Raw genomic sequence first — 22080 nt, forward strand, 5'->3', positions numbered from 1 at the left:
ATGCTGTTCAGGGGGCCTTCGGCGGAGGGCCGTCGGCCGTTTCCTACTTCTGTGACCGCACCGGGATGTCGAGGATCACACGGGTACCGCGCTCCGGGGCCGGGACCATGTCGAAGGTGCCGCCCAACTCGCCCTCCACCAGCGTTCGGACGATCTGCAGGCCCAGATTGCCGGCCGTGTGCGGATCGAACCCTTCCGGCAGGCCGACCCCGTCGTCCTGGACGGTGACCAGCAGTCGGGCCTCCTTGCTCGTGCCGCCGCGGATCGCCGACACCTCGACCGTGCCGGTGTCGCCCTCGCGGAAGCCGTGCTCCAGGGCGTTCTGCAGAACCTCGGTCAGCACCATCGACAACGGCGTGGCGACCTCGGCGTCGAGGATGCCGAAGCGGCCGGTGCGCCGGCCCGTGACCTTGCCCGGGGAGATTTCCGCGACCATGGCCAGGACACGGTCGGCGATGTCGTCGAACTCGACGCGCTCGTCCAGGTTCTGAGAGAGCGTCTCGTGCACGATCGCAATCGAGCCGACGCGTCGCACCGCTTCTTCGAGGGCCTCGCGGCCGCGGTCGGACTCGATGCGCCGGGCCTGGAGACGGAGCAGGGCCGCCACCGTCTGGAGGTTGTTCTTGACCCGGTGGTGGATCTCCCGGATCGTCGCGTCCTTGGTGATCAACTCTCGTTCACGACGGCGGAGTTCAGTGACGTCACGAAGCAGGACCAGCGAGCCGATCCGGGTGCCCTTGGGACTGAGGGGGATCGCGCGGAACTGGATCACCCCGTCGCTGGCCTCGATCTCGAACTCGCGCGGCGCCCAGCCGCTGGCGACCTTGGCGAGCGCCTCGTCCACCGGGCCCCGGGTCGGGGCAAGTTCGGCGGTGGTCCTGCCCAGGTGCTGGCCGACGAGGTCGGAGGCGAGGCCGAGACGATGGTAGGCGGAGAGCGCGTTCGGTGAGGCGTACTGGACGATGGCATCGGCGTCGAGCCGGATGAGGCCGTCGCCCACGCGGGGCGAGGCGTCCATGTCGAGCTGCTGGTTCGCGAACGGGAAGGAGCCGGCCGCGACCATCTGCGCGAGGTCGGAGGCGCTCTGCAGGTAGGTGAGCTCCAGGCGGCTCGGGGTACGCACGGTGAGGAGGTTGGTGTTGCGCGCGATGACACCGAGGACGCGTCCCTCCCGCCGCACGGGGATCGACTCGACCCGGACGGGAACCTCTTCGCGCCACTCGGGGTCGCCCTCGCGCACGATGCGGCCCTCGTCGAGGGCGGCGTCCAGCATGGGGCGGCGGCCTCGCGGGACGAGGTGGCCCACCATGTCGTCCTGGTACGAGGTCGGGCCGGTGTTGGGCCGCATCTGGGCGACCGAGACGTACCGGGTGCCGTCGCTGGTGGGGACCCACAGGACCAGGTCGGCGAAGGAGAGGTCGGAGAGCAACTGCCACTCCGAGACCAGCAGGTGCAGCCACTCGAGATCGGTGTCGTCGAGGGCGGTGTGCTGGCGTACGAGTTCGTTCATGGAGGGCACGTGTGCGAGCGTACCCGGGGGTTTGTACGGCTCTGAAATGTTCGGTTCCCGTACGGGCCCGGAAACACCCGCGGGCCGCGGCGCCTGAGAGGGACCCTCAACCCTCCCGGCACCGCAGCCCGGAGCAGCATCGGCCGTGGGGTGTGCGGTCCCGGTCGGCCGAAGGATGAGGAGCCGGGGCAGTCAGGGCAGAGAGCCTCGGTTCCTCGGTCCGTCCTCCTGTGCGGGGAAGACGGAGGCTTGTACGCGCTTCGCAAACGCCCTCCTACGCATTGTGGACTAGACCACTAGGGAGTGTCCATGCGTTGGAGGCTGTTCGTTGTTGTTCTGTCTCCCGCGAATCGGACGTACTGACGTCCACCACGCAGCCTAACCCGTGTGGGTTCCTGTGCGGGGCCAGATGGTCATGGCAATTTTCGCGACCGCCTCCAGTTCCTCCCGGCTCGCCCCGTCCCGCGCCTGTTGTGACATGCCCTGGATCATCGCTCCGACGTGGCGGGCCAGGGCGGCGGCGTCGGTGCCCGAGGGCAGCACGCCGGCGGCGGCATCGGCTCTGATACGGCTCTCGAACGCGGCGATGTTGGCGTTGCGGCGGTCCCGCAGCGACTGCTCGACCTCGGCGTCCGAGCAGTTCGTGGCGGCGTGGACGACGAGGCAGCCGTGCGGGTGGCCGGGTTCGGTGTACGCGGTGGCGGCCTCGCGCAGTGCCCGCTCGACGGCGGCCCGGGCGGTGGGCTCCTCGGCGAGGGCACGGTCGGTGAACGAGCCGTGCCCCGTGCCGTATACGCGGACGACCTCCTCGAAGAGGGAGCGCTTGTCACCGAAGGCCGCGTAGAGGCTGGGAGCGCCGATGTCCATGACGCGGGTGAGATCGGAGACGGACGTGGCCTCATAGCCGTGCTCCCAGAAGGCCAGGAGGGCCTTCTCCAGCGCGGTCTCGCGATCGAAGGAGCGGGGACGTCCGCGAGGCCTGCCCTTCCTCTGACTCCCCGCCGAGACCTCCGCCCTCCGGGTGTCCGCGGCTGCGCGCCTCTCGGTCTTCGCTGTCGCGTCGTCGTCGTTCACCATGGGGTGCATTTTATAGCGGGCACTAGAGAAATGTCGGCGGGCTGCTGTACGGTCATTTCTGTAGCGACCGCTAGGAAAATGCGAAGGGGGAGCCGACATGGGCGTGCTCACGGGCAGGACCGCACTCGTCACGGGGGCGAGCAGGGGCATCGGACGAGGCATCGCCGAGCGGCTGGGGCGCGACGGCGCGCGGGTCGGGGTGCACTACGGCAGGAGCGAGACGGCGGCGAAGGAAACGGCCGCTGCGATCGAGGCAGCGGGCGGCTCGGCGTTCACGGTGGGCGTGGAGCTCGGAGTACCGGGCGACGCCGAGGCGCTGTGGGAGGAGTTCGACCGGCACGCGGACGGGCTCGACATCCTGGTGAACAACGCGGGGATCGGGACCACGCGACCGATCGGGGAACTGGACGAGCGGGAGTACGACCAGGTCTTCGCGGTCAATGTGAAGGCGCCGTTCTTCATCCTCAAGCACGGCATGACGCGACTGCGGGACGGCGGCCGGGTCGTCAACATCTCGTCGGGCCTGGCCCGGACGGCGGCGATGCCGGACAACGTGGCGTACGCGATGACGAAGGGCGCGCTGGACGTCCTCTCACGGGACCTGTCCAAGGTGCTGGGCCCTCGAGGCATCACGGTCAACTCGGTGGCGCCGGGGATCATCGACACGGACAACACGGCCGAGCTGCTCCACGGAAGTGCCGACGGCTGGGCGAAGGCCGCGGCGCTATCGGCGCTGGGCGGAGTGGGCGAGTCCGCCGAGGTCGCCGACGTGGTGGCGTTCCTGGCCTCGGACGGAGGCCGGTGGGTGACGGGGAGCTGGGTGGATGTGACGGGGGGTTCGCTGACGTAGACGGGCGCGGGCGACCTCGGGGGCACACTCGCCCGCACCCAAGCCGGGCTCGCGCGACGGCGGTCAGGACCGAGGGCACCCCCCCCCCGGCGCCCGTGAGTCCCCCGTGGTTCAGCGCGTCTCCGTCACCTTCGCCAGGGCGCGAGGCGCGTCCGGGTCCTGGCCGCGGGCGATGGTGACCTCGTAGGCGAGGAGTTGGAGGGGGATGATCTCCAGGACGGGCTGGACCTCTTCGGCCACACCGTCCGTCGGCAGGACGAAGCCGGCCGTCGCCTGCTCGACCTGATGCCTCGGGCCGATGACGACCAGATCGGCGCCGCGGTCGCGCAGCCGGTCGAGGACGGGCTGGAGCGCTTCGCCGCCCTTGCCGTCGGTGACCACGGCGATGACCGGGGAGACGTTGTCCACCATGGCGAGCGGTCCGTGCAGCAGATCGGCGCCGGAGTAGGAGAGGGCGGGGATGTAGCTGGTCTCCATCAGCTTGAGGGCGGCCTCCTTGGCCGTGGGGTAGCCGTAACCGCGCGAGGTGATCACCATGCGCTCGGCGAAGCGGTACCGGGCGGCGAGGGTGCGCACCTCGTCCTGCCGGGCGAGCAGTTGCCCGGCGAGGTCCGGAAGGACGTGCGCGGGCGCGCCGTCGCCACCGCGCAGGCCGTCGACGAACAGGTAGAGCGCCAGGAGGGAGGCGGTGTAGGTCTTGGTCGCGGGGAGCGCCTTCTCCGGTCCGGCCATGATGTCGATGTGGTACTCGGAGACGTCGGCGAGCGGTGAGCCGGGGTTGTTGGTGACGGCCAGGGTGATCGCGCCGGCCTCGCGGGCGGCCCGGGTCGAGGCGACCAGGTCCGGGGAGCCGCCGGACTGGCTGACGGTGACGACGAGGACGTCCGTGAGGTCGGGTCGGGCGCCGTAGGCCGTGGTGGTGGACATCGAGGTGAGTCCGCAGGGCAGGCCGAGGCGGATCTCCAGAAGGTACTTGGCGTAGAGAGCGGCGTTGTCGGACGTGCCGCGGGCGGTCAGCAGGACGAAGCGGGGTGCGCGGGCGGCGATCCGCCGTGCCACGTCCCGGACGGCGGGGGCGCCGTCGGCCAGGATCCGGCGCAGGACGGCGGGCTGCTCCGCCATCTCCCGGACCATGGTCCGGCCCGGGAACTCGCTGAGGGGGTCCGGTGTGGCGGCGGCGGTCATGGCGGGTTCCTTCCGTGGCGCGGGTGACTGCAGTCCCATTCCACTCCCCCGGGCCGGAGAACGCCCCCGCGGGACCGGGACTGTTCACCTGGTGGAGGCCTGGTCGGCACAGTCGTGCCGCCCGCTCGGGAGCGAGGGCGTACACCCTGGGAGCGGCGGCCCCGCTCTGTTAGATTGGTCTAAACCACATGGCCCCTCGTGGGTCCAGTCCCAGTCGAGCATTCCTCTCAGAGAGGCAGGCCCAGCGTGGAAGTTGTGATCGTTCCGGACGCCAAGGCGGGCGGCGAGCTCATCGCCGAGGCCATGGCCCAGCTGCTCCGGCGCAAGCCCGAGGCGCTGCTCGGCGTGGCCACGGGCTCGACGCCGCTGCCCGTGTACGAGGCGCTGGCGGCCAAGGTGCTCTCCGGTGCCGTGGACGTCACGGGGGCGCGGATCGCGCAGCTCGACGAATACGTGGGGCTGCCCGCCGACCATCCGGAGTCGTACCGCTCGGTGCTGCGGCGCGAAGTGCTGGAGCCGCTCGGGATCGGGATGGGCCAGTTCACGGGCCCGGACGGCACCGCCGAGGACGTGCAGGGCGCGTGCGAGGCGTACGACAAGGTACTGTCGGACGCTGGGGGTGTGGACCTTCAGCTGCTCGGGATCGGGACCGACGGGCACATAGGGTTCAACGAGCCGTGCTCGTCACTGGCGTCGCGGACCCGGATCAAGACGCTGACCGAGCAGACCCGGATCGACAACGCGCGCTTCTTCGACGGCGACATCGACCAGGTGCCGCACCATGTGATCACGCAGGGCATCGGCACCATCCTGGAGGCCCGGCACCTGGTACTGCTCGCCACCGGCGAGGGCAAGGCGGACGCGGTCGCGGCGACGGTGGAAGGGCCGGTCGCCGCGGTGTGCCCCGCGTCCGCGCTCCAGCTCCACCCCCACGCGACCGTCGTCGTCGACGAGGCCGCCGCGTCGAAGCTGAAGCTCGCGGACTACTTCCGGCACACGTACGTCAACAAGCCGGAGTGGCAGGGGATCTAGGGCCTGCCCTTCAGAGCCCCTGTCGCTAGAGCCCTGTCGCTGGAGTCCCTGTCGCCGGAGACCCTGCCGTTCGCGTCACGCCGCAGACGCGGGGGCCCCGGCCTCCAGTACGTCGTCCTCGGCCGGCTCGTCCTGGGCGCGCAGGCCGGCCACCCAGAGCGGCATCAGCCAGTGGGCGACGAGAACGGCGAGGAGCAGGGGCGCGGCGTAGGCCTTCGGGGCGTCGCCGGCGACGCCGCCCGTGATCAGCAAGGCAACCGCCACCGCTGCCAGGAGCAGGGTCGTCATGCGGTGGGCGCGGGCCAGGACGCGGCTGCGTTCCGTCGACTGCCGCTCGTCCAGGACGTGTTCGCGCAGCTCCAGCAGGCCCCTGGTGGCGCCGTTGATGACGCCGGTCGCGACCATCCAGGGAAGCAGCACTACGGCCATCACGGCGACGGGCCACAGCGGCTCGCCCTCGGCGAGGAGGAAGTGGGTCATCAGTCCGCCGAGGGCCACGGTGAGGGTGATGTGCGCCGCGACGGCCAGGCGCCGGCGTGCCGCCGTGGCGTACCAGGCCTGGCCCCGGCGGTCGTTCATCAGCCGCAGCATGCTGCGGTCGTAGCGGGTGAGGCGTGTCGTCGTCATGGCTGGTTCCTCCCGTAGACCTCGTCCGTGAGCGGCCGGAACGGTTCGAGGGAGAACACGGCCTCGACCGGCAGGCCGAAGAACTTCGAGATCTTCAGCGCCAGGTCGAGGCTCGGGTTGTACTGCCCTCGCTCGATGTAGCCGATGGTCTGGTAGTGGGCTCCCACTGCCTCGGCCAGGCTCTGGCGCGACACCTTCCGTTCGGCACGCACCATGGCCAACCTGTTGTGCACCTGCTCGCTCATGTATAAGAAGTACTACATTCAGGTGCAGCCTTACAACCCCGTGATCCCGGCGAGGCCGGTGATCACCTCGGCTGCCGCCCTGCCGCAGACGCGGGCCGCGCCATGGGTGGCGATGTGCAGGGCGCCGCGCGGGGCGGCCTGGGGGACGCCCATCTCGACCACGATGGTGTCGGGGCGGGCCGCCAGCAGGGTGTCGAGGGCCGAGGCCATCCAGGGGTGGCGGTGCTCGTCGCGGACGACGGCGACGATGCGGCGCGGACCGGCCGCCTGGAGGGCCGCCCGTCCGGCACTCTCCCCGCTGTCGTCGCCCTTGCCGTTCTGGGCGGAGAAGCTGCCGGTCACGGTGCCCGGCAGGAGGTGGATGAGTTCCGCGGCGACGCCCCACGGGGTCTCGTCGCCGACCGCGATGTTGGCGACGGGGGTGAGGGCGGCGACGTAGGGCGGTTCGGTGAGGGGCTTGAAGCTCTCCGGGCGCTCCGGGCCCGGTGCGACGGTCACCGTGAGGGCGCGGCGGGCGGCCCGCAGGCCGATCTCGTCGCCGTGCGGGTCCTCGGGCGAGCGGCCGGCCGTGCTCGCCCAGCGGGCCAGCGCCCGTACCCGGTCGGCGGCGTCGGCGAGGCGTTCCTCCGGCAGTTCGCCCGCGCGTACCGCCGTGACCAGGGCGTCGCGCAGCCGCAGTACGGTCGCGTCGTCGGCCAGGCCGCCGCCCACGCAGATCGCGTCGGCTCCGGCGGCGACGGCGAGGACGCTGCCGCGTTCGATGCCGTAGGTGCCGGCGATGGCCCGCATCTCCATGCCGTCGGTGACGATGAGGCCGTCGTAGCCGAGTTCGCCGCGCAGCAGGCCGGTCAGGACGCGCCGGGAGAGCGTGGCCGGGTGGTCGGGGTCCAGGGCCGGGACCAGGATGTGGGCGCTCATCACGGCCCGGGTGCCGGCGGCGATGGCCGCGCGGAACGGGGTCAGTTCGCGGTCGGCGAGCACGTCCGCGGGGACGTCGATGCGCGGGAGGGAGTGGTGGGAGTCGACGGCCGTGTCTCCGTGGCCGGGGAAGTGCTTGGTGCAGGCGGCGACTCCGGCGGACTGCAGGCCCGACACATAGGCCGCGGTGTGCCGGGCGGCCAGGTCGGTGTCGGCGCCGAAGGAGCGGACGCCGATCACCGGGTTGGACGGGTTGGAGTTCACGTCGGCGGACGGGGCCCAGTTGAGGTTCACACCGCAGGCCGCGAGGCGGCGGCCCAGTTCGTGGGCTACGGCTCGCGTCAGCTCGACGTCGTCGACCGCGCCGAGCGCGTGGTTGCCCGGGAAGGAGGAGCCGGACCGCACCTCGAGGCGGGTCACGTCACCGCCTTCCTCGTCGATCGCGACCAGCACGTCGTCGCGCTCGGCCCGGAGCTGCGCGGTGAGCGCGGCCAGTTGGCCGGGCGAGGCGATGTTGCGGCCGAACAGGCCGACGGAGGCGAGGCCCTCACCGAGCCGGCGCAGCAGCCAGTCGGGGGCGGTGGTGCCGGTGAAGCCGGGCTGGAGAACCGTCAGGGCGTCACGCGTGAGCGTGTCGGCACCGCGGGCGAGTGTCGTCATCGGGTGGGGTCATCCCTTCACGGCGCCCGCGGTCAGGCCCGCGGCCATCTTGCGCTGGACGAGGAGGAAGAGGGCGACGATGGGCACGGCCATCATCGTGGCGCCGGCCATCATCGGGGCGTATTCGGTGCCGTGCTTGGTGGTGAAGTTGCCGAGCCAGACGGTCGCGGTCTGGTTCTTCTGGCTGAGCAGCATCAGGGCGTAGAGGTATTCGTTCCAGGCCTGGATGAAGCCGTAGACCGAGGTGGCGACCATGCCGGGGGCCAGGAGCGGGAAGACGACCCGGAGGAAGGCGCCCGTGCGGGAGCAGCCGTCGACCATGGCCGCCTCCTCCAGTTCCTTCGGGATGTTGACGATGAAGCCGCGCAGCGTCCACACCGTGAACGGGAGGATGAAGGTCAGATACGTGATGATGAGGCCGGTCAGCCGGTCGTACTGGCCCAGGTCGTTGAGCAGCAGGAACACCGGGATGATCATGGCGACCAACGGCACCATCTGGACCGCCAGGATGCCCACGATCACGATCTTCCGGCCGCGGAAGGCGAACCGGGAGATGGCGAGCGCGGCCAGCAGCCCGACGACCATGCCGATGACGACGACCGCCAGCGACACCACCAGGCTGCGGCCCACCGGGCCCCAGAAGTCGGCGATGTCCAGCGCCCGGCCGAAGTTGGCGAAGGTGATGCCGGTGGGCAGCAGGCTCGGGTCCGGGTCGATGGCGTCCTTGGCGGGCTTGAACGCCGTGTTGAGCATCCAGTAGAGCGGGAAGCCGGCGACGACGAAGACCAGGAGGCCGAGGAGGTTCCAGCCGAGCCGCGACTTACGGCGGCCGGCTCCGGCGAGCGTGCTCATTCGACCTCTCCGATCTTCAGCATCTGCCGCATGTAGACGGCGACCACGCCGAGCAGCAGCAGGACGGTGATCAGTGCGATGGCCGAGCCCTGCGCGTAGTCGTTGACCACGAACGCCCGGTCGTAGGAGTAGGTGTTGAGGACCTGGAACTCCGGCTCGGGGTGGCCGTTGCGCATGACGAACACCTGGGGGAAGACGCCCATGTCCCAGATGACCGACAGGGTCGTGAGCATCACGATGATCGGCTTGAGGACGGGCAGGGTGACGTAGCGGAAGACGCCCCAGGACCCGGCGCCGTCCAGACGGGCCGCCTCCTCCAGTTCCTTCGGGACCTGGGTGAGTCCGGCGCTGAGCGTGATCACCACGAACGGCACGGCTCCCCACACCACCAGCAGCATGATCACGGCCAGGCCCTGGGGCCCGCTCGCGAACCAGTTGTGGCCGATCATCTCCACGCCGGGAAGCTTGCTGAGCAGCGCGTTGAGGACGCCGTAGTCCGAGTCGAAGAGCCACTTGAAGACCGTGGTCGCCACGATCACCGGCATGCCCCAGCTCGCCACCAGCACGATGTTGATGAGCACCTTCAGCCAGCCGGAGACCCGCTGGAGCAGCAGGGCGAGCGCCATGCCGATCACCATGGTGAAGACGACGGCTCCGGCCGCGAAGACGATGGTCCGCAGGACGACGGCCCAGAACTCGCCGTCGCCCAGCACCTTGGCGAAGTTGTCGAACCCGACCGACTCGGCCGGCTGGAAGCCCCAGAGCTGGGACTGCCCGAACTTCTGGAAGGACAGGGTGACCAGCCGGGCCAGCGGATAGCCCATGACCAGGGCGAGGATCAGCAGGCAGGGCGCGAGCAGCAGCCAGGGGGCCGTGGCCCCGCCCGACGGCCGCTTCACCCGTGGCAGATCGTCGGAAGGGGGTGGCGGTGCCTGCCGCGGTGGCGGCACCTTGGCGGGGGTGGTGGTGTCTGCGGCACTCATCGCGTGCTCCTCGGCGCTCCCTCAGGTCTGACGACGGCGGGGCTCCGCCCGGTGAGGGAGCCCCGCCCGTAGGTCACTTCGTGTTGATGACCTTGTCGATCGCGGCGTCCGCGTCCTTGGCGGCGGATTCGACCGACTTCTTGCCGGTGCCGATGCTCTGCAGCATGGTCTGCAGGATCTGCGCCTTCTCGACCTGGCCCCAGCCGGGGGCCATCGGGACGAACCAGTTGGACTCGGCCGCGGTGGCGGGGACCGCGGTCGCCGGGTCGTTCTTCAGCGTCGCGAGGTCGGTCTTGTTGTTGGGCAGATTGCCCTTGGCCATCAGGCCCTTCTGCCCGGAGGAGCCGGTGTACGCGTTGATCCACTCGGCGGCCAGGTCCTGCGCGTCGGACTTCACCGGCACGGCGAGGTCGCTGCCGCCCAGGAAGACGGGCATGTTCTTGCCGGACGGGCCGGGCATCACGAAGTTCTCGAGGTTGCCCTTGAGCTTGCCGGTCTTGTCGTTCTTGGGGTCCTCGGCGGTCGCGCCCTCCCAGGCGGCGGCGAAGATCATGGCGGACTTGCCCTGGCCGTAGACGATGTAGCGGTCGGACTCGTCCTTGGTCTTGTCGCCGTGCATGTAGGAGTCGACGACGTTCTTGAACTCCGTCAGGCCCTTGAGGGACTCGGGCGAGGAGAGACTGGCCTTCCACTGACCGCCCGACTCGGTGGCGATGGCGCCGCCGGCGTCGTAGACGAAGGACATGGCCGCGTACCAGTCGCGGGTGGGCTGGTACCAGGCGTTGTACTTGCCGCCCTCCTTCTTCTGGATCTTGTCCAGGGCGGCGGTGAGCTCCTTGTAGGTCTTCGGGGGCGTCTTCACACCGACCGAAGCCGCGATGTCCTTGCGCCAGTTGGCGACGCGGCCGCCGGCGTAGTACGGGACGCCGTAGGTCTTGTCCTCGTAGGTGACCGAGGCCTTGAGGCCGTCCAGCCAGGCGTCGGAGTTGTCGAACTTCGCCGGGTCCAGGGGAGCGAAGGCGCCCTTGACCATGTAGCCGAGCATCTCGGTGTTGCCCATCTCGACCACGTCGGGGGCCTTGTCGGTGGCGAGGACGGCGTCGAGCTTGGCGTTCTTGTCGGGCCAGCCGTAGTACTCGTGGTTGATCTTGAGGCCGGGGTGCTTCTTCTGCACCGCGGCGTCGGCGGCCTTCACCAGCTGCGGCCAGTTGTTCTGGGCGTCGACGGTGAGCCAGACGGTCAGCTCCTTGGCGTCCGCGCCGCCCTTGTCCGAACCATTGCCCTCGCCCCCGCACGCCGCGATGGAGACCATCATGCCCGCGATACCGATCGCGGATATCAGCTTGCGCTTCACGCCACCCTCCTCAGCTGGACCATTGGTGTAGACCAGTAGGGAGGAGCTTGGCTTGGACCACGAGACCTGTCAAGAGGCGCGATAAGGCTCTGACCAGCCGTTATGCGACCTACATATGCAGGAACCTTTAAGTAATAAGCCAGCGAAATACCGGCTGCACACGCCATACTTCAGGTAGACCACTGGACGTGGTGGACTAGACCAAAAGCGGCGCCGACGGTATACAAGTGGGATCGTGTCGGCAGACCGAGCCGGGAAGGCGGAGCATGAGCACCGACGTCAGCAGTGCGGAGAACGAGAGCGGGGCACCCGTCCGTACCGCACGCGTGCCCAAGTACTACCGCCTGAAGAAGCACCTGCTCGATATGACGGACACCCAGGCACCCGGCACGCCGGTGCCTCCCGAGCGCACGCTGGCGGCGGAGTTCGACACCTCGCGCACGACCGTGCGCCAGGCGCTTCAGGAGCTGGTCGTCGAGGGCCGTCTGGAGCGCATCCAGGGCAAGGGCACGTTCGTCGCCAAGCCAAAGGTCTCCCAGGCGCTGCAACTGACCTCGTACACCGAGGACATGCGCGCCCAGGGCCTCGAACCCACCTCGCAGCTCCTGGACATCGGCTACATCACCGCCGACGACCGCCTCGCCGGCCTGCTCGACATCACGCCCGGCGGACGCGTGCTGCGCATCGAGCGGCTGCGCATGGCCAACGGCGAGCCGATGGCCATCGAGACCACTCATCTGTCCGCCAAGCGCTTCCCCGCGCTGCGGCGGTCGCTGGTGAAGTACACGTCCCTGTACACCGCGCTCGCCGAGGTCTACGACGTCCATCTCGCGGAGGCCGAGGAGACCATCGAGACCTCGCTGGCCACCCCGCGCGAGGCCGGCCTGCTCGGCACGGACGTCGGCCTGCCGATGCTGATGCTGTCCCGGCACTCGCTGGACCGGGAGGGGCAGCCGGTGGAGTGGGTGCGGTCGGTGTACCGGGGGGACCGGTACAAGTTCGTGGCACGACTGAAGCGGCCTGTCGAGTAGCGCACGCCGCGGACCGCTGGTGAGCCCGGGTTTCTATTGGGTACCGCATTGCGGACGAGGGGTTCCGTTCCCGCCGCACCCTGACCTAGATTGCCTGCGCATTACACAGGTGATCACTGAGGGGACGGAGCCGCCTGATGTCGCAAGCCCCAGAAGCCAGTAGAGGACCGGTGGTGACGCCGATGCGCGTCGTCATCGCCCTCTGCCTCCTAGCGCCCTTCGTGGCCATGCTGTGGGTCGGCTCCTACGCCAAGACCGACCCGGCCTTCATCGGCATCCCGTTCTTCTACTGGTACCAGATGGCGTGGGTGATCATCTCCACCGCGCTGACGATGACCGCCTACAAGCTGTGGCAGCGTGACCAGCGCGCCCGTCAGGGAGGTACGCGGTGAAGGACGGCGTGAACGGCGTCGCACTCGCCGTCTTCATCTTCTTCTTCCTGCTCGTCACGGTCATGGGCTTCCTGGCCTCACGGTGGCGCAAGGCCGAGAACGAGAACAGCCTCGACGAGTGGGGCCTGGGCGGCCGGTCGTTCGGCACTTGGGTCACGTGGTTCCTGCTCGGCGGCGACCTGTACACGGCGTACACCTTCGTGGCCGTACCGGCGGCGATCTACGCGGCGGGCGCGGCCGGCTTCTTCGCGGTGCCGTACACGATCCTGGTCTACCCGCTGATCTTCACCTTCCTCCCCCGCCTGTGGTCGGTGTCCCACAAGCACGGGTACGTGACGACGTCCGACTTCGTGCGCGGCCGCTTCGGTTCCAAGGGCCTGTCGCTGGCCGTGGCCGTCACCGGCATCCTCGCGACCATGCCGTACATCGCGCTCCAGCTCGTCGGCATCCAGGCCGTGCTGGACGTGATGGGCGTCGGCGGCGGCGAGGACACCAACTGGTTCATCAAGGACCTGCCGCTGCTGATCGCGTTCGGCGTGCTGGCGGCCTACACGTACTCGTCGGGCCTGCGGGCTCCCGCCCTGATCGCCTTCGTCAAGGACACCCTGATCTACATCGTCATCGCGGTGGCGATCATCTACATCCCGATCAAGCTGGGCGGCTTCGACGAGATCTTCGCCAGGGCGGGCGACGCGTACAGCCAGACCAACCCGGCGACGGGCGCGCCGCGCGGTGCGCTGGTACCGGCGGAGGCGGGGCAGTGGACGTACGCCACGCTGGCGCTCGGCTCGGCGCTCGCGCTGTTCATGTACCCGCACTCGATCACGGCGACGCTGTCCTCGCGCAGCCGTGAGGTGATCCGCCGCAACACCACGATCCTGCCGCTGTACTCGCTGATGCTGGGCCTGCTCGCGCTGCTCGGCTTCATGGCGATCGCGGCCGGGATCAAGGTGCAGAACGGGCAGCTCGCGATCCCGCAGCTTTTCGAGACGATGTTCCCGGACTGGTTCGCCGGCGTGGCCTTCGCGGCGATCGGCATCGGAGCGCTGGTGCCGGCGGCCATCATGTCCATCGCGGCCGCGAACCTCTTCACCCGCAACATCTACAAGGACTTCATCAAGCCGGACGCGACGCCGGCCCAGGAGACGAAGGTCTCCAAGCTGGTCTCGCTCCTGGTCAAGGTGGGCGCGCTGGCGTTCGTCCTCACCATGGACAAGACGGTCGCCATCAACTTCCAGCTCCTGGGCGGCATCTGGATCCTGCAGACCTTCCCGGCCCTGGTCGGCGGCCTGTTCACCCGCTGGTTCCACCGCTGGGCGCTGCTCGCGGGCTGGGCGGTCGGCATGGTCTACGGCACGGCCGCCGCGTACGGGGTGGCCTCGCCGACCCAGAAGCACTTCGGCGGCTCCTCGAAGGAGATCCCCGGCATCGGTGAGATCGGCTACATCGGCCTCACGGCGTTCGTCCTGAACGTGGTGGTGACGGTGGTCCTCACCTTCGTCCTGAAGGCCCTCAAGGCCCCCGACGGCATCGACGAGACCAAGCCGGAGGACTACACGGCCGACGCGGGCGACCCGGGGGTCCAGGTGGAGCTTCCCCCGGCTACCGCAGGCTCCGCTCACTGAACCGACTCAGGGGCGCGGGGAACCGCGCGAACAACCGCATACACCCCCGCAGCGGGCCACCGTGACAAAGCATCACGGCGGCCCGCTGCCACGTTCGACACAACATCTGGGGGTGCTACTGGAACCCAGCACAAGATGTATGCTCGTGCTCGCTGTCGCCGCAGGGGAATCCGGTGCGAATCCGGAACTGTCCCGCAACGGTGTACTTGTGCATGTCTGTTCCCAGAAACGTCACGTACAAGAGTCAGTCCGAGGACCTGTCGACAGCGCACCCGGCCGTCCGGCCGGGGTGCCCTGACGTCCGGGCCTCGTGGAATGGGCCGGTGGACGCGACGCCGCGTGCGCTCGTGTGCTGCCCCCTGCCCTGTGCGAGGCCCCTTGCCGAGCGAGGGAGAGCCCCACGTGACCATCGCGCCAGCCGAACCGGTCTCAGCTTCCGAAGAAGAGCAGGACGGTCCCGGAGCCGCGCTGCTGCGGACCCTGACCGAGCTGACCGCCGATCTCCCCGACGCCGACCCCGGCCGGGTCGCCGCCGCCGCGCTGCGCGGCCGGTCTGCGCGGGGGGCCGTGCCGGATGTCATCGTGGAGCTGCGCGAGCTCGCGACGGAGGCGGCCGCCGGCCTCATCTCCGAGGACCCCGCCTACTCCCGGCTGGCCGCGCGCCTGCTGACGATCGGCATCCGCGCCGAGGCCGCCTCGCAGGGTGTCACGTCCTTCACCGAGTCCGTCGCGGTCGGCCACCGGGAGGGCCTGATCGCCGACCGGACCGCCGAGTTCGTGCGCCTGCACGCCGCCCGGCTCGACGCGCTGATCGACCGGGCCGCCGACGACCGCTTCGGCTACTTCGGCCTGCGGACCCTGCACAGCCGCTACCTGCTCCGCCACCCGATCACCCGCAAGGTCGTCGAGACGCCCCAGCACTTCATGCTGCGCGTCGCCGCCGGCCTCGCCGAGGACGACACGGCACAGTCCGTCGACGAGGTCGCCGCGCTCTACGGGCTCATGAGCCGCCTCGACTACCTCCCCTCCTCCCCCACCCTCTTCAACTCCGGCACCCGGCACCCCCAGATGTCGTCCTGCTACCTCCTCGACTCCCCCAAGGACGAGCTGGACTCGATCTACGACCGGTACCACCAGGTGGCCCGGCTGTCGAAGCACGCGGGCGGCATCGGGCTGTCGTACTCCCGGATCCGGGCGCGCGGTTCGCTGATCCGCGGCACCAACGGCCACTCCAACGGCATCGTCCCGTTCCTGAAGACCCTGGACGCCTCGGTCGCCGCCGTGAACCAGGGCGGCCGCCGCAAGGGCGCGGCCGCGGTCTATCTGGAGACCTGGCACTCCGACATCGAGGAGTTCCTGGAGCTGCGCGACAACACCGGCGAGGACGCCCGCCGTACGCACAACCTGAACCTGGCGCACTGGGTGCCGGACGAGTTCATGCGGCGGGTGAACGCCGACGGGCAGTGGTCGCTGTTCTCCCCCTCGGACGTGCCCGAGCTGGTCGACCTGTACGGCGAGGAGTTCGACGCCGCGTACCGGGCGGCCGAGGCCAAGGGCCTGGCGAAGAAGACCCTGCCCGCCCGTGAGCTGTACGGCCGCATGATGCGCGCCCTCGCGCAGACCGGCAACGGCTGGATGACCTTCAAGGACGCCGCCAACCGCACCGCCAACCAGACGGCCGAGCCGGGCCACGTCGTCCACTCCTCCAACCTCTGCACGGAGATCCTGGAGGTCACCGACGACGGGGAGACGGCGGTCTGCAACCTGGGGTCGGTCAACCTGGGTTCCTTTGTCGACACATCGACCGGCGACCTCGACTGGGAGCGGCTGGACGAGACCGTCCGTACGGCCGTCACGTTCCTCGACCGGGTCGTGGACATCAACTTCTACCCGACCGAGCAGGCGGGCCGCTCCAACGCCCGGTGGCGTCCGGTCGGCCTCGGGGCCATGGGCCTGCAGGACGTCTTCTTCAAGCTGCGCCTGCCCTTCGACTCGCCGGAGGCCAAGCGGCTCTCCACCCGCATCGCCGAGCGCATCATGCTCGCCGCGTACGAGGCCTCCACCGACCTGGCCGAGCGCAGCGGCCCGCTGCCGGCCTGGGAGAAGACCCGTACGGCCAGGGGCGTGCTGCACCCCGACCACTACGACACGGAGCTGACCTGGCCCGAGCGCTGGGCGGCCCTGCGCGAGCGCATCGCCACGACCGGCATGCGCAACTCCCTGCTCCTCGCCATCGCGCCCACGGCCACCATCGCCTCCATCGCGGGCGTGTACGAGTGCATCGAGCCGCAGGTGTCCAACCTGTTCAAGCGCGAGACGCTGTCGGGTGAGTTCCTCCAGGTCAACTCCTACCTGGTGGACGAGCTGAAGCGGCTCGGCGTGTGGGACGCCCGCAGCCGGGAGGCGCTGCGCGAGGCGAACGGCTCGGTGCAGGAGTTCGCCTGGATCCCCGAGGACGTACGGGCGCTCTACCGCACGGCGTGGGAGGTCCCGCAGCGCGGCCTGATCGACATGGCGGCGGCCCGGACACCGTTCCTGGACCAGTCCCAGTCCCTGAACCTCTTCATGGAGACGCCGACCATCGGCAAGCTCTCCTCGATGTACGCGTACGCCTGGAAGGCCGGGCTGAAGACGACGTACTACCTGCGCTCGCGCCCGGCGACCCGCATCGCCCGCGCGGCACAGGCCACTGTCCCCGTACAGGCCACCACCCCGGATCCCGAAGCGGTCGCCTGCTCCCTGGAAAACCCCGAGTCCTGCGAGGCCTGCCAGTAATTCCCACCCGCCACCCGACCGCCACCCCTGGAGGACGGCGCTTCGCGCCGACTGTTATGACCCGGAACCTTCTCGACCCCGGCTTCGAGCTCACCCTGCGCCCCATGCGCTACCCGGACTTCTACGAGCGCTACCGGGACGCCATCAAGAACACCTGGACCGTGGAGGAGGTCGACCTCCACTCGGACGTGGCCGACCTCGCGAAACTGTCCCCGATGGAGCAGCACCTGATCGGCCGGCTGGTCGCCTTCTTCGCGACGGGCGACTCGATCGTCGCGAACAACCTGGTGCTGACGCTGTACAAGCACATCAACTCCCCCGAGGCGCGGCTGTATCTGAGCCGGCAGCTCTTCGAGGAGGCCGTCCACGTCCAGTTCTATCTGACGCTGCTCGACACCTATCTCCCCGACCCGGAGGACCGCGCCGCCGCGTTCGACGCCGTGGAGAACATCCCCTCCATCCGCGAGAAGGCAGGGTTCTGCTTCAAGTGGATGGACTCGGTGGACAAGCTGGACCGGCTGGAGACCCAGGCCGACCGCCGCCGTTTCCTGCTGAACCTGATCTGCTTCGCCGCGTGCATCGAGGGCCTGTTCTTCTACGGTGCCTTCGCCTACGTCTACTGGTTCCGCAGCCGGGGCCTGCTGCACGGCCTGGCCACCGGCACCAACTGGGTGTTCCGCGACGAGACGATGCACATGTCCTTCGCCTTCGACGTGGTCGACACCGTCCGCAAGGAGGAGCCGGAGCTGTTCGACGACCAGCTCGAGCAGCAGGTCACGGACATGCTGCGGGAGGCCGTCGAGGCCGAGCTGCAGTTCGCGCGCGACCTGTGCGGTGACGGCCTCCCGGGCATGAACACCGAGTCGATGCGGCAGTACCTGGAGTGCGTCGCCGACCAGCGGCTCACCCGGCTCGGCTTCGCTCCGGTGTACGGCTCCGAGAACCCCTTCTCCTTCATGGAGCTCCAGGGGGTTCAGGAGCTGACCAACTTCTTCGAGCGGCGGCCCTCGGCGTACCAGGTTGCGGTGGAGGGCACCGTCGACCTGGACGAGGACTTCTGAGCCGGCTCGCTCTCCCGGGCCTCCTGGGCCTCCCGGATCTGACGTTCGACGCGCCTGTCGCGCACGATGCCGATCACTGACGGGAGGACCAGGAGGACCAGCGTCCCGACTACGAAGATCATTGCGATGAGTGTCTGTGCCTGGTTCGTTTCCATGGACACCACTGTCGCGCCGATGACTCCTTACCGTCAGTGGCAGTACTGCCGTAGACCCTCGAATTACTGCCACGGACGAGGCACACTGGAGACATGCTCCAGAACGTGGCCGTCGTCCTGCTCGACGGCGTGAACCCTTTCGAACTCGGTGTGGTGTGCGAGGTCTTCGGCACCGACCGCAGCGACGACGGCCTGCCGGTCTACGATTTCGCGGTCGCCTCGGCCGAGGGCCCGTCCCTGCGCATGAACTCGGGCATCTCGCTTCAGGTCGAGCACGGCCTGGAGCGGCTGGAGACGGCCGACCTGATCGCGGTGCCGGCCGGGCACAGCTACGCGTCCCGCGCGTTCCCGCCCGAGTTGCTGGACGCCCTGCGGCGCGGCGTCGGCCGCGGCGCCCGGGTGCTCAGCGTCTGCTCCGGCGCCTTCGTGCTGGCCGCTGCCGGGCTGCTGGACGACCGCCGCTGCGCCGTGCACTGGAAGCACGCGGGGGACCTCGCCCGGCAGTACCCCCGGGCGGTCGTGGAGCCGGACGTGCTCTACGTCGACGAGGACCCCGTGATCACCTCCGCCGGCACGGCCGCCGGGATCGACGCCTGTCTGCACCTGGTACGCAAGGAACAGGGCTCCGAGGTCGCCAACAAGATCGCCCGGCGGATGGTGGTGCCGCCCCACCGCGACGGCGGCCAGGCCCAGTACATCGAGCGCCCGCTGCCGCTCTCCGAGGGCGACGCGATCGGCGAGGTGCTGGCGTGGATGGAGCAGCATCTCGACGAGGAGGTCACCGTCGAGCAGCTTGCCGCCCGCGCCCACATGTCCCCGCGCACCTTCGCCCGCCGCTTCCAGCAGGAGACGGGGACGACTCCCTACCGCTGGGTCCTGCGGCAGCGGGTGCTGCTGGCCCAGCGGCTGCTGGAGGCGACGGACGAGACGATGGACGCGATCGCCGGCCGAACGGGGTTCGGCAACGCGGCCACGCTGCGCCACCACTTCGTGCGGGCGGTGGGCACCACGCCGAACGCCTACCGGCGCACGTTCAGAGGCCCCGAAGCGGCCTGACGATCACCGGCCTGTCACCTCGGTACCGGCCGCAGCCGCAGGTCGTGCGGCCGGAGCGTGATGCCGACGCGCGTGCCGTCGTTCGAACCGGCCACCTGCTCGAAGCGGTACCTGGCGGCCAGCGCCGCCGTGATCAGCGTGAGCTGGGACATCGAGAAGTGGTCGCTCGGGCACTTGCGGTTGCCCACGCTGAACGGGCTCATGGCGTGCTTCGGGATGTCCTTGACCCGGTCCGGCAGCCAGCGATCGGGGTCGAACTCGAGGTTCCGCGCGTACGACTTCGCGTCGCGCTGGATCGCGTACGGGCTGTAGACGATGTCCGCCCCGGCCGGAATCCGGTATCCGCCGAGTTCCGTGTCCCGTACCGCGCGGCGCGTCAGAATCCAGACGGCGGGGCGCAAACGCAGGGCCTCGACGACGACATTGTTGGTGTGCCTGAGTCCCCGGACGTCCTCGAATGCCACCGGCCTCCCACCGGTGACGGCATCTACTTCGTCACGCACCCGGTCCGCCTGTTCAGGGTGTTCCGCGAGCATATGCAACAGCCACATGATCGTGGAGGCGACGGTTTCGCTGCCGGGGGTGAGGATCGCGACGACCTGATCGTGGATCTCCTGTTCCCCGATGGGGTCGCCATTCTCGTCCTTCGCCTCCAGCAATGCCGTCAGCAAATCGTCCGGCTTTTGACCGGATGCCCGGCGCTCGGCGACGATCTCGTCGACCAGGAGATGCAAATCGGCCAATGCCCGGTTGAATTCGCGGTTGGCCGGGAGCGGCAGCTTGTAGAGCGGCCCGAGCGGGACCACCATCCGCCGGTACATCCCGCGGAAGACGGTGGCGAGCGCGACGCACAGCCGCTCCGCCCGCTCGTCCATGAAGTCGCCGCGCAGCAGACAGCGGGCCGCGATGCGCACGGCCACCCGGAAGGACTCGGAGGTGCAGTCGACGGTCTCGCCGGGCTTCCAGCGCTCGGTCAGCGCGTGCGCCTCCTCCTCCATGATCGGGCCGTAGGCGGGGATGGCGTCGAGCCGGAAGGCGGGCTGGATGGTGCGCCGCTGGCGCCGGTGCCGCGGCCCGTTCGCCGTGGCCACGCCCTCCTTGCCGAGCAGGCCCTCCAGGGACTCCCAGAGCGGCCCGGCGATGATGAAGTCGTTGCTCAGCGCCAGCGCGCCGGTGAGGTCCGGGGTGGTGACGGCGTACACGGTCTTCGGACCGAGCTTCAGGCGGACCACGTCGCCGTGGTCGCGCAGCCGGGACATGAACGCCAGCGGGTCGCGCACGAGCTTCCAGCCGTGTCCGAGGCCGGGGACACCGCCGCCCGCCCGGGGCGGCTCACGCAGATCCGGAGTCAGGGCTTCGGGTTGCACAGACTCGACGGTCATTTCTCACCTGCCGCTTCGTTGTTGACGTACGGGGGCGTGGACCGGTCGTCCCAGCTGTCGACCATGTACCGGCCGGACTCGTGGTGGAACCAGTAGACGGAACTGAACCAGTTGCGCATATTGCTCAGACAGGCCCGCACGGCGGCGCTCAGTTCCTTTCCCCGCACGGTGCCGTCGGCGAGGTCGTCGGCGAACCGTATGGCGTCCTGTTCGACGTCAAGAAATTCCGTGATGCAATTCTCGACCCGGTTCCTGAGGTCCACGACAGCCTGTTCCAGAGTCAGCCCCTCATGGGTGATGAGACTGATTCCGAGATTGTGCACCTCGTCGCCCGCTATTTCCTTGGGAAGGGAGCAGAGGTCGTTGTACCAGGCGGCGAATTCCTGACTCAGCAGCGCCGCACGCCGGTATGTTGGGTGCTTCCGAACCGGGTCGGGTATTTCGCATCCCGCGGCCGGCTCCAGCAGATCCGTCCATATCCAGTGAGCGAAGGTGAGCCGGCGCAACCGGAGATATTCATCGACCGTGGGCACGATTCCATGGGTGCGGTTGTGGAACTCCCGGTCGTATGCGTCGACCACCGCGTGGAAGTGCCGGGCGAACCGGAGGTTCCACGTCCTCGGCAGGAACGCGTACAGCCGCAGCACGCTGTCCGCGAACCCGGCGACCAGTGGGTCCTCGTGGTGCAGGTGCGCCCCGGGGAAGTCGAGGGCCGTGTGCAGCCGGTCCCGCAGCCGCCGCCAGGCGACCGGACGGCCGTGCACGATGTCGCGGTCGTGCCGGTCGTCCCAGACGAAGAACCAGGCGCTGTAGTCCGCGATCGCCTGGAGGACCTCGTCGGGGGCGCCGATGTAGTACCCGGCCATGAGGTCGGTGTAGCAAAGGCCGTCGGCATATTCCTCCACCTTGTCCGCGGGCATGAGCCGCTTTTCGAGCAGCCAGGCCCGGGTCTTCTCCTGGCACTTCGGCCAATACGGGTGGAGTTGCCGGGGAAACGCCGCCTCGATCACCGGGAGAGAGAGCGACGGTGGAACTGCGATGGTGGTCGGTGTCGATGTGGTGCCGTGTGACAAAGCATGCACGAACTAACCCCTCTCAGCCGCCAGTTGGCGCGAGCGCCCCTCCCTTCGTGCCGGGCGTGCGCCGTTGCATACCCCGCTCATCCCATTCAGCACTACAACTGACCGTTCTGGGAACGCATTTGCTTCATTCACTACCCCACAGTGCCGGGATCCTCCCGGTGTGTGACTGGTAACGGATCACCAGGAGAGCAGAAGCGATCGAACGTGCGACGGACAGGCGAACGACAC

The 22080-nt window shown here is 69.3% G+C and carries 19 protein-coding genes and 1 riboswitch; of the genes, 8 read left to right on the forward strand and 11 right to left on the reverse strand.

All coding sequences use genetic code 11. The features are described 5' to 3' along the window. Positions 1-43: 43 nt before the first annotated feature. Complete coding sequence (locus ACFTZL_RS17720; RefSeq protein WP_382583182.1) at positions 44-1510, reverse strand: sensor histidine kinase; 1467 nt, start codon at positions 1508-1510, stop codon at positions 44-46. Positions 1511-1888: 378 nt separating this feature from the next. Beyond that, complete coding sequence (locus ACFTZL_RS17725) at positions 1889-2587, reverse strand: TetR/AcrR family transcriptional regulator (RefSeq protein WP_382583130.1); 699 nt, start codon at positions 2585-2587, stop codon at positions 1889-1891. Positions 2588-2684: 97 nt separating this feature from the next. On the opposite strand from ACFTZL_RS17725, the gene ACFTZL_RS17730 reads away from it, so the two are divergent. Continuing rightward, positions 2685-3437 (forward strand): SDR family oxidoreductase, encoded by a 753-nt coding sequence (locus tag ACFTZL_RS17730; RefSeq protein ID WP_382583133.1) that lies wholly within the window; start codon positions 2685-2687, stop codon positions 3435-3437. Between the two features lie 111 nt (positions 3438-3548). On the opposite strand, the gene ACFTZL_RS17735 is transcribed toward ACFTZL_RS17730, so the two are convergent. After that, a complete protein-coding gene (locus ACFTZL_RS17735; protein WP_382583136.1) occupies positions 3549-4622 on the reverse strand; it encodes an SIS domain-containing protein in 1074 nt (357 codons plus the stop codon). Positions 4623-4868: 246 nt separating this feature from the next. Here ACFTZL_RS17735 and nagB point away from each other — a divergent pair, with 246 nt between their 5' ends. Then, positions 4869-5654 carry a glucosamine-6-phosphate deaminase gene (gene nagB, locus ACFTZL_RS17740; protein ID WP_382583139.1) on the forward strand — a complete coding sequence of 262 codons (786 nt, stop codon included), beginning with the start codon at positions 4869-4871 and terminating at the stop codon, positions 5652-5654. Between the two features lie 75 nt (positions 5655-5729). On the opposite strand, the gene ACFTZL_RS17745 is transcribed toward nagB, so the two are convergent. The 6 genes from ACFTZL_RS17745 to ACFTZL_RS17770 all read right to left on the reverse strand — a co-directional run bounded on the left by ACFTZL_RS17745 (position 5730) and on the right by ACFTZL_RS17770 (position 11293). After that, positions 5730-6281, reverse strand: a complete 552-nt coding sequence (locus ACFTZL_RS17745) for a hypothetical protein (RefSeq protein ID WP_382583142.1) — start codon at positions 6279-6281, stop codon at positions 5730-5732. Beyond that, positions 6278-6526, reverse strand: coding sequence for a helix-turn-helix transcriptional regulator (locus tag ACFTZL_RS17750; RefSeq protein WP_184590604.1), 249 nt, complete (start codon positions 6524-6526; stop codon positions 6278-6280). Before ACFTZL_RS17750 ends, ACFTZL_RS17745 begins: the two co-directional genes overlap by 4 nt. Before the next feature lie 30 nt (positions 6527-6556). Next, complete coding sequence (locus tag ACFTZL_RS17755; protein ID WP_382583145.1) at positions 6557-8104, reverse strand: glycoside hydrolase family 3 protein; 1548 nt, start codon at positions 8102-8104, stop codon at positions 6557-6559. A gap of 9 nt (positions 8105-8113) precedes the next feature. Next, positions 8114-8956 (reverse strand): carbohydrate ABC transporter permease, encoded by an 843-nt coding sequence (locus ACFTZL_RS17760; RefSeq protein WP_382583148.1) that lies wholly within the window; start codon positions 8954-8956, stop codon positions 8114-8116. After that, complete coding sequence (locus tag ACFTZL_RS17765) at positions 8953-9939, reverse strand: carbohydrate ABC transporter permease (protein WP_382583151.1); 987 nt, start codon at positions 9937-9939, stop codon at positions 8953-8955. The genes ACFTZL_RS17760 and ACFTZL_RS17765 overlap by 4 nt, the downstream gene beginning before the upstream one ends. A 73-nt stretch (positions 9940-10012) precedes the next feature. After that, complete coding sequence (locus tag ACFTZL_RS17770; protein ID WP_382583154.1) at positions 10013-11293, reverse strand: extracellular solute-binding protein; 1281 nt, start codon at positions 11291-11293, stop codon at positions 10013-10015. Positions 11294-11559: 266 nt separating this feature from the next. Here ACFTZL_RS17770 and ACFTZL_RS17775 point away from each other — a divergent pair, with 266 nt between their 5' ends. The 6 genes from ACFTZL_RS17775 to ACFTZL_RS17800 all read left to right on the forward strand — a co-directional run bounded on the left by ACFTZL_RS17775 (position 11560) and on the right by ACFTZL_RS17800 (position 19388). Further along, on the forward strand, positions 11560-12324 hold the full coding sequence (locus ACFTZL_RS17775; RefSeq protein ID WP_382583157.1) for a GntR family transcriptional regulator: 765 nt from the start codon (positions 11560-11562) through the stop codon (positions 12322-12324). A 137-nt stretch (positions 12325-12461) separates the two neighbouring features. Beyond that, entirely contained in the window at positions 12462-12716 is a 255-nt protein-coding gene (locus ACFTZL_RS17780; protein WP_382583160.1) for a DUF3311 domain-containing protein, read from the forward strand. Beyond that, positions 12713-14341, forward strand: coding sequence for a monocarboxylate uptake permease MctP (gene mctP, locus ACFTZL_RS17785; RefSeq protein WP_382583163.1), 1629 nt, complete (start codon positions 12713-12715; stop codon positions 14339-14341). The genes ACFTZL_RS17780 and mctP overlap by 4 nt, the downstream gene beginning before the upstream one ends. A 164-nt stretch (positions 14342-14505) precedes the next feature. Then, positions 14506-14599: riboswitch (cobalamin riboswitch) on the forward strand. Between the two features lie 144 nt (positions 14600-14743). After that, positions 14744-17116: a ribonucleoside-diphosphate reductase subunit alpha gene (locus ACFTZL_RS17790; protein ID WP_382583166.1), complete on the forward strand. Its 2373-nt coding sequence runs from the start codon at positions 14744-14746 to the stop codon at positions 17114-17116. A 56-nt stretch (positions 17117-17172) separates the two neighbouring features. Beyond that, positions 17173-18177, forward strand: coding sequence for a ribonucleotide-diphosphate reductase subunit beta (locus ACFTZL_RS17795; RefSeq protein ID WP_382583169.1), 1005 nt, complete (start codon positions 17173-17175; stop codon positions 18175-18177). A gap of 248 nt (positions 18178-18425) precedes the next feature. After that, positions 18426-19388: a GlxA family transcriptional regulator gene (locus ACFTZL_RS17800; RefSeq protein ID WP_382583172.1), complete on the forward strand. Its 963-nt coding sequence runs from the start codon at positions 18426-18428 to the stop codon at positions 19386-19388. A 14-nt stretch (positions 19389-19402) separates the two neighbouring features. Here ACFTZL_RS17800 and ACFTZL_RS17805 read toward each other — a convergent pair whose 3' ends face one another. Beyond that, positions 19403-20770, reverse strand: coding sequence for a cytochrome P450 (locus ACFTZL_RS17805; RefSeq protein WP_382583175.1), 1368 nt, complete (start codon positions 20768-20770; stop codon positions 19403-19405). Further along, positions 20767-21852, reverse strand: coding sequence for an epi-isozizaene synthase (cyc1, locus tag ACFTZL_RS17810; protein ID WP_382583178.1), 1086 nt, complete (start codon positions 21850-21852; stop codon positions 20767-20769). Before cyc1 ends, ACFTZL_RS17805 begins: the two co-directional genes overlap by 4 nt. Positions 21853-22080 lie beyond the last annotated feature (228 nt).

Source organism: Streptomyces sp. NPDC056948, from assembly GCF_042674225.1.
GTDB classification, from domain to species: Bacteria; Actinomycetota; Actinomycetes; order Streptomycetales; family Streptomycetaceae; genus Streptomyces; species Streptomyces purpurascens.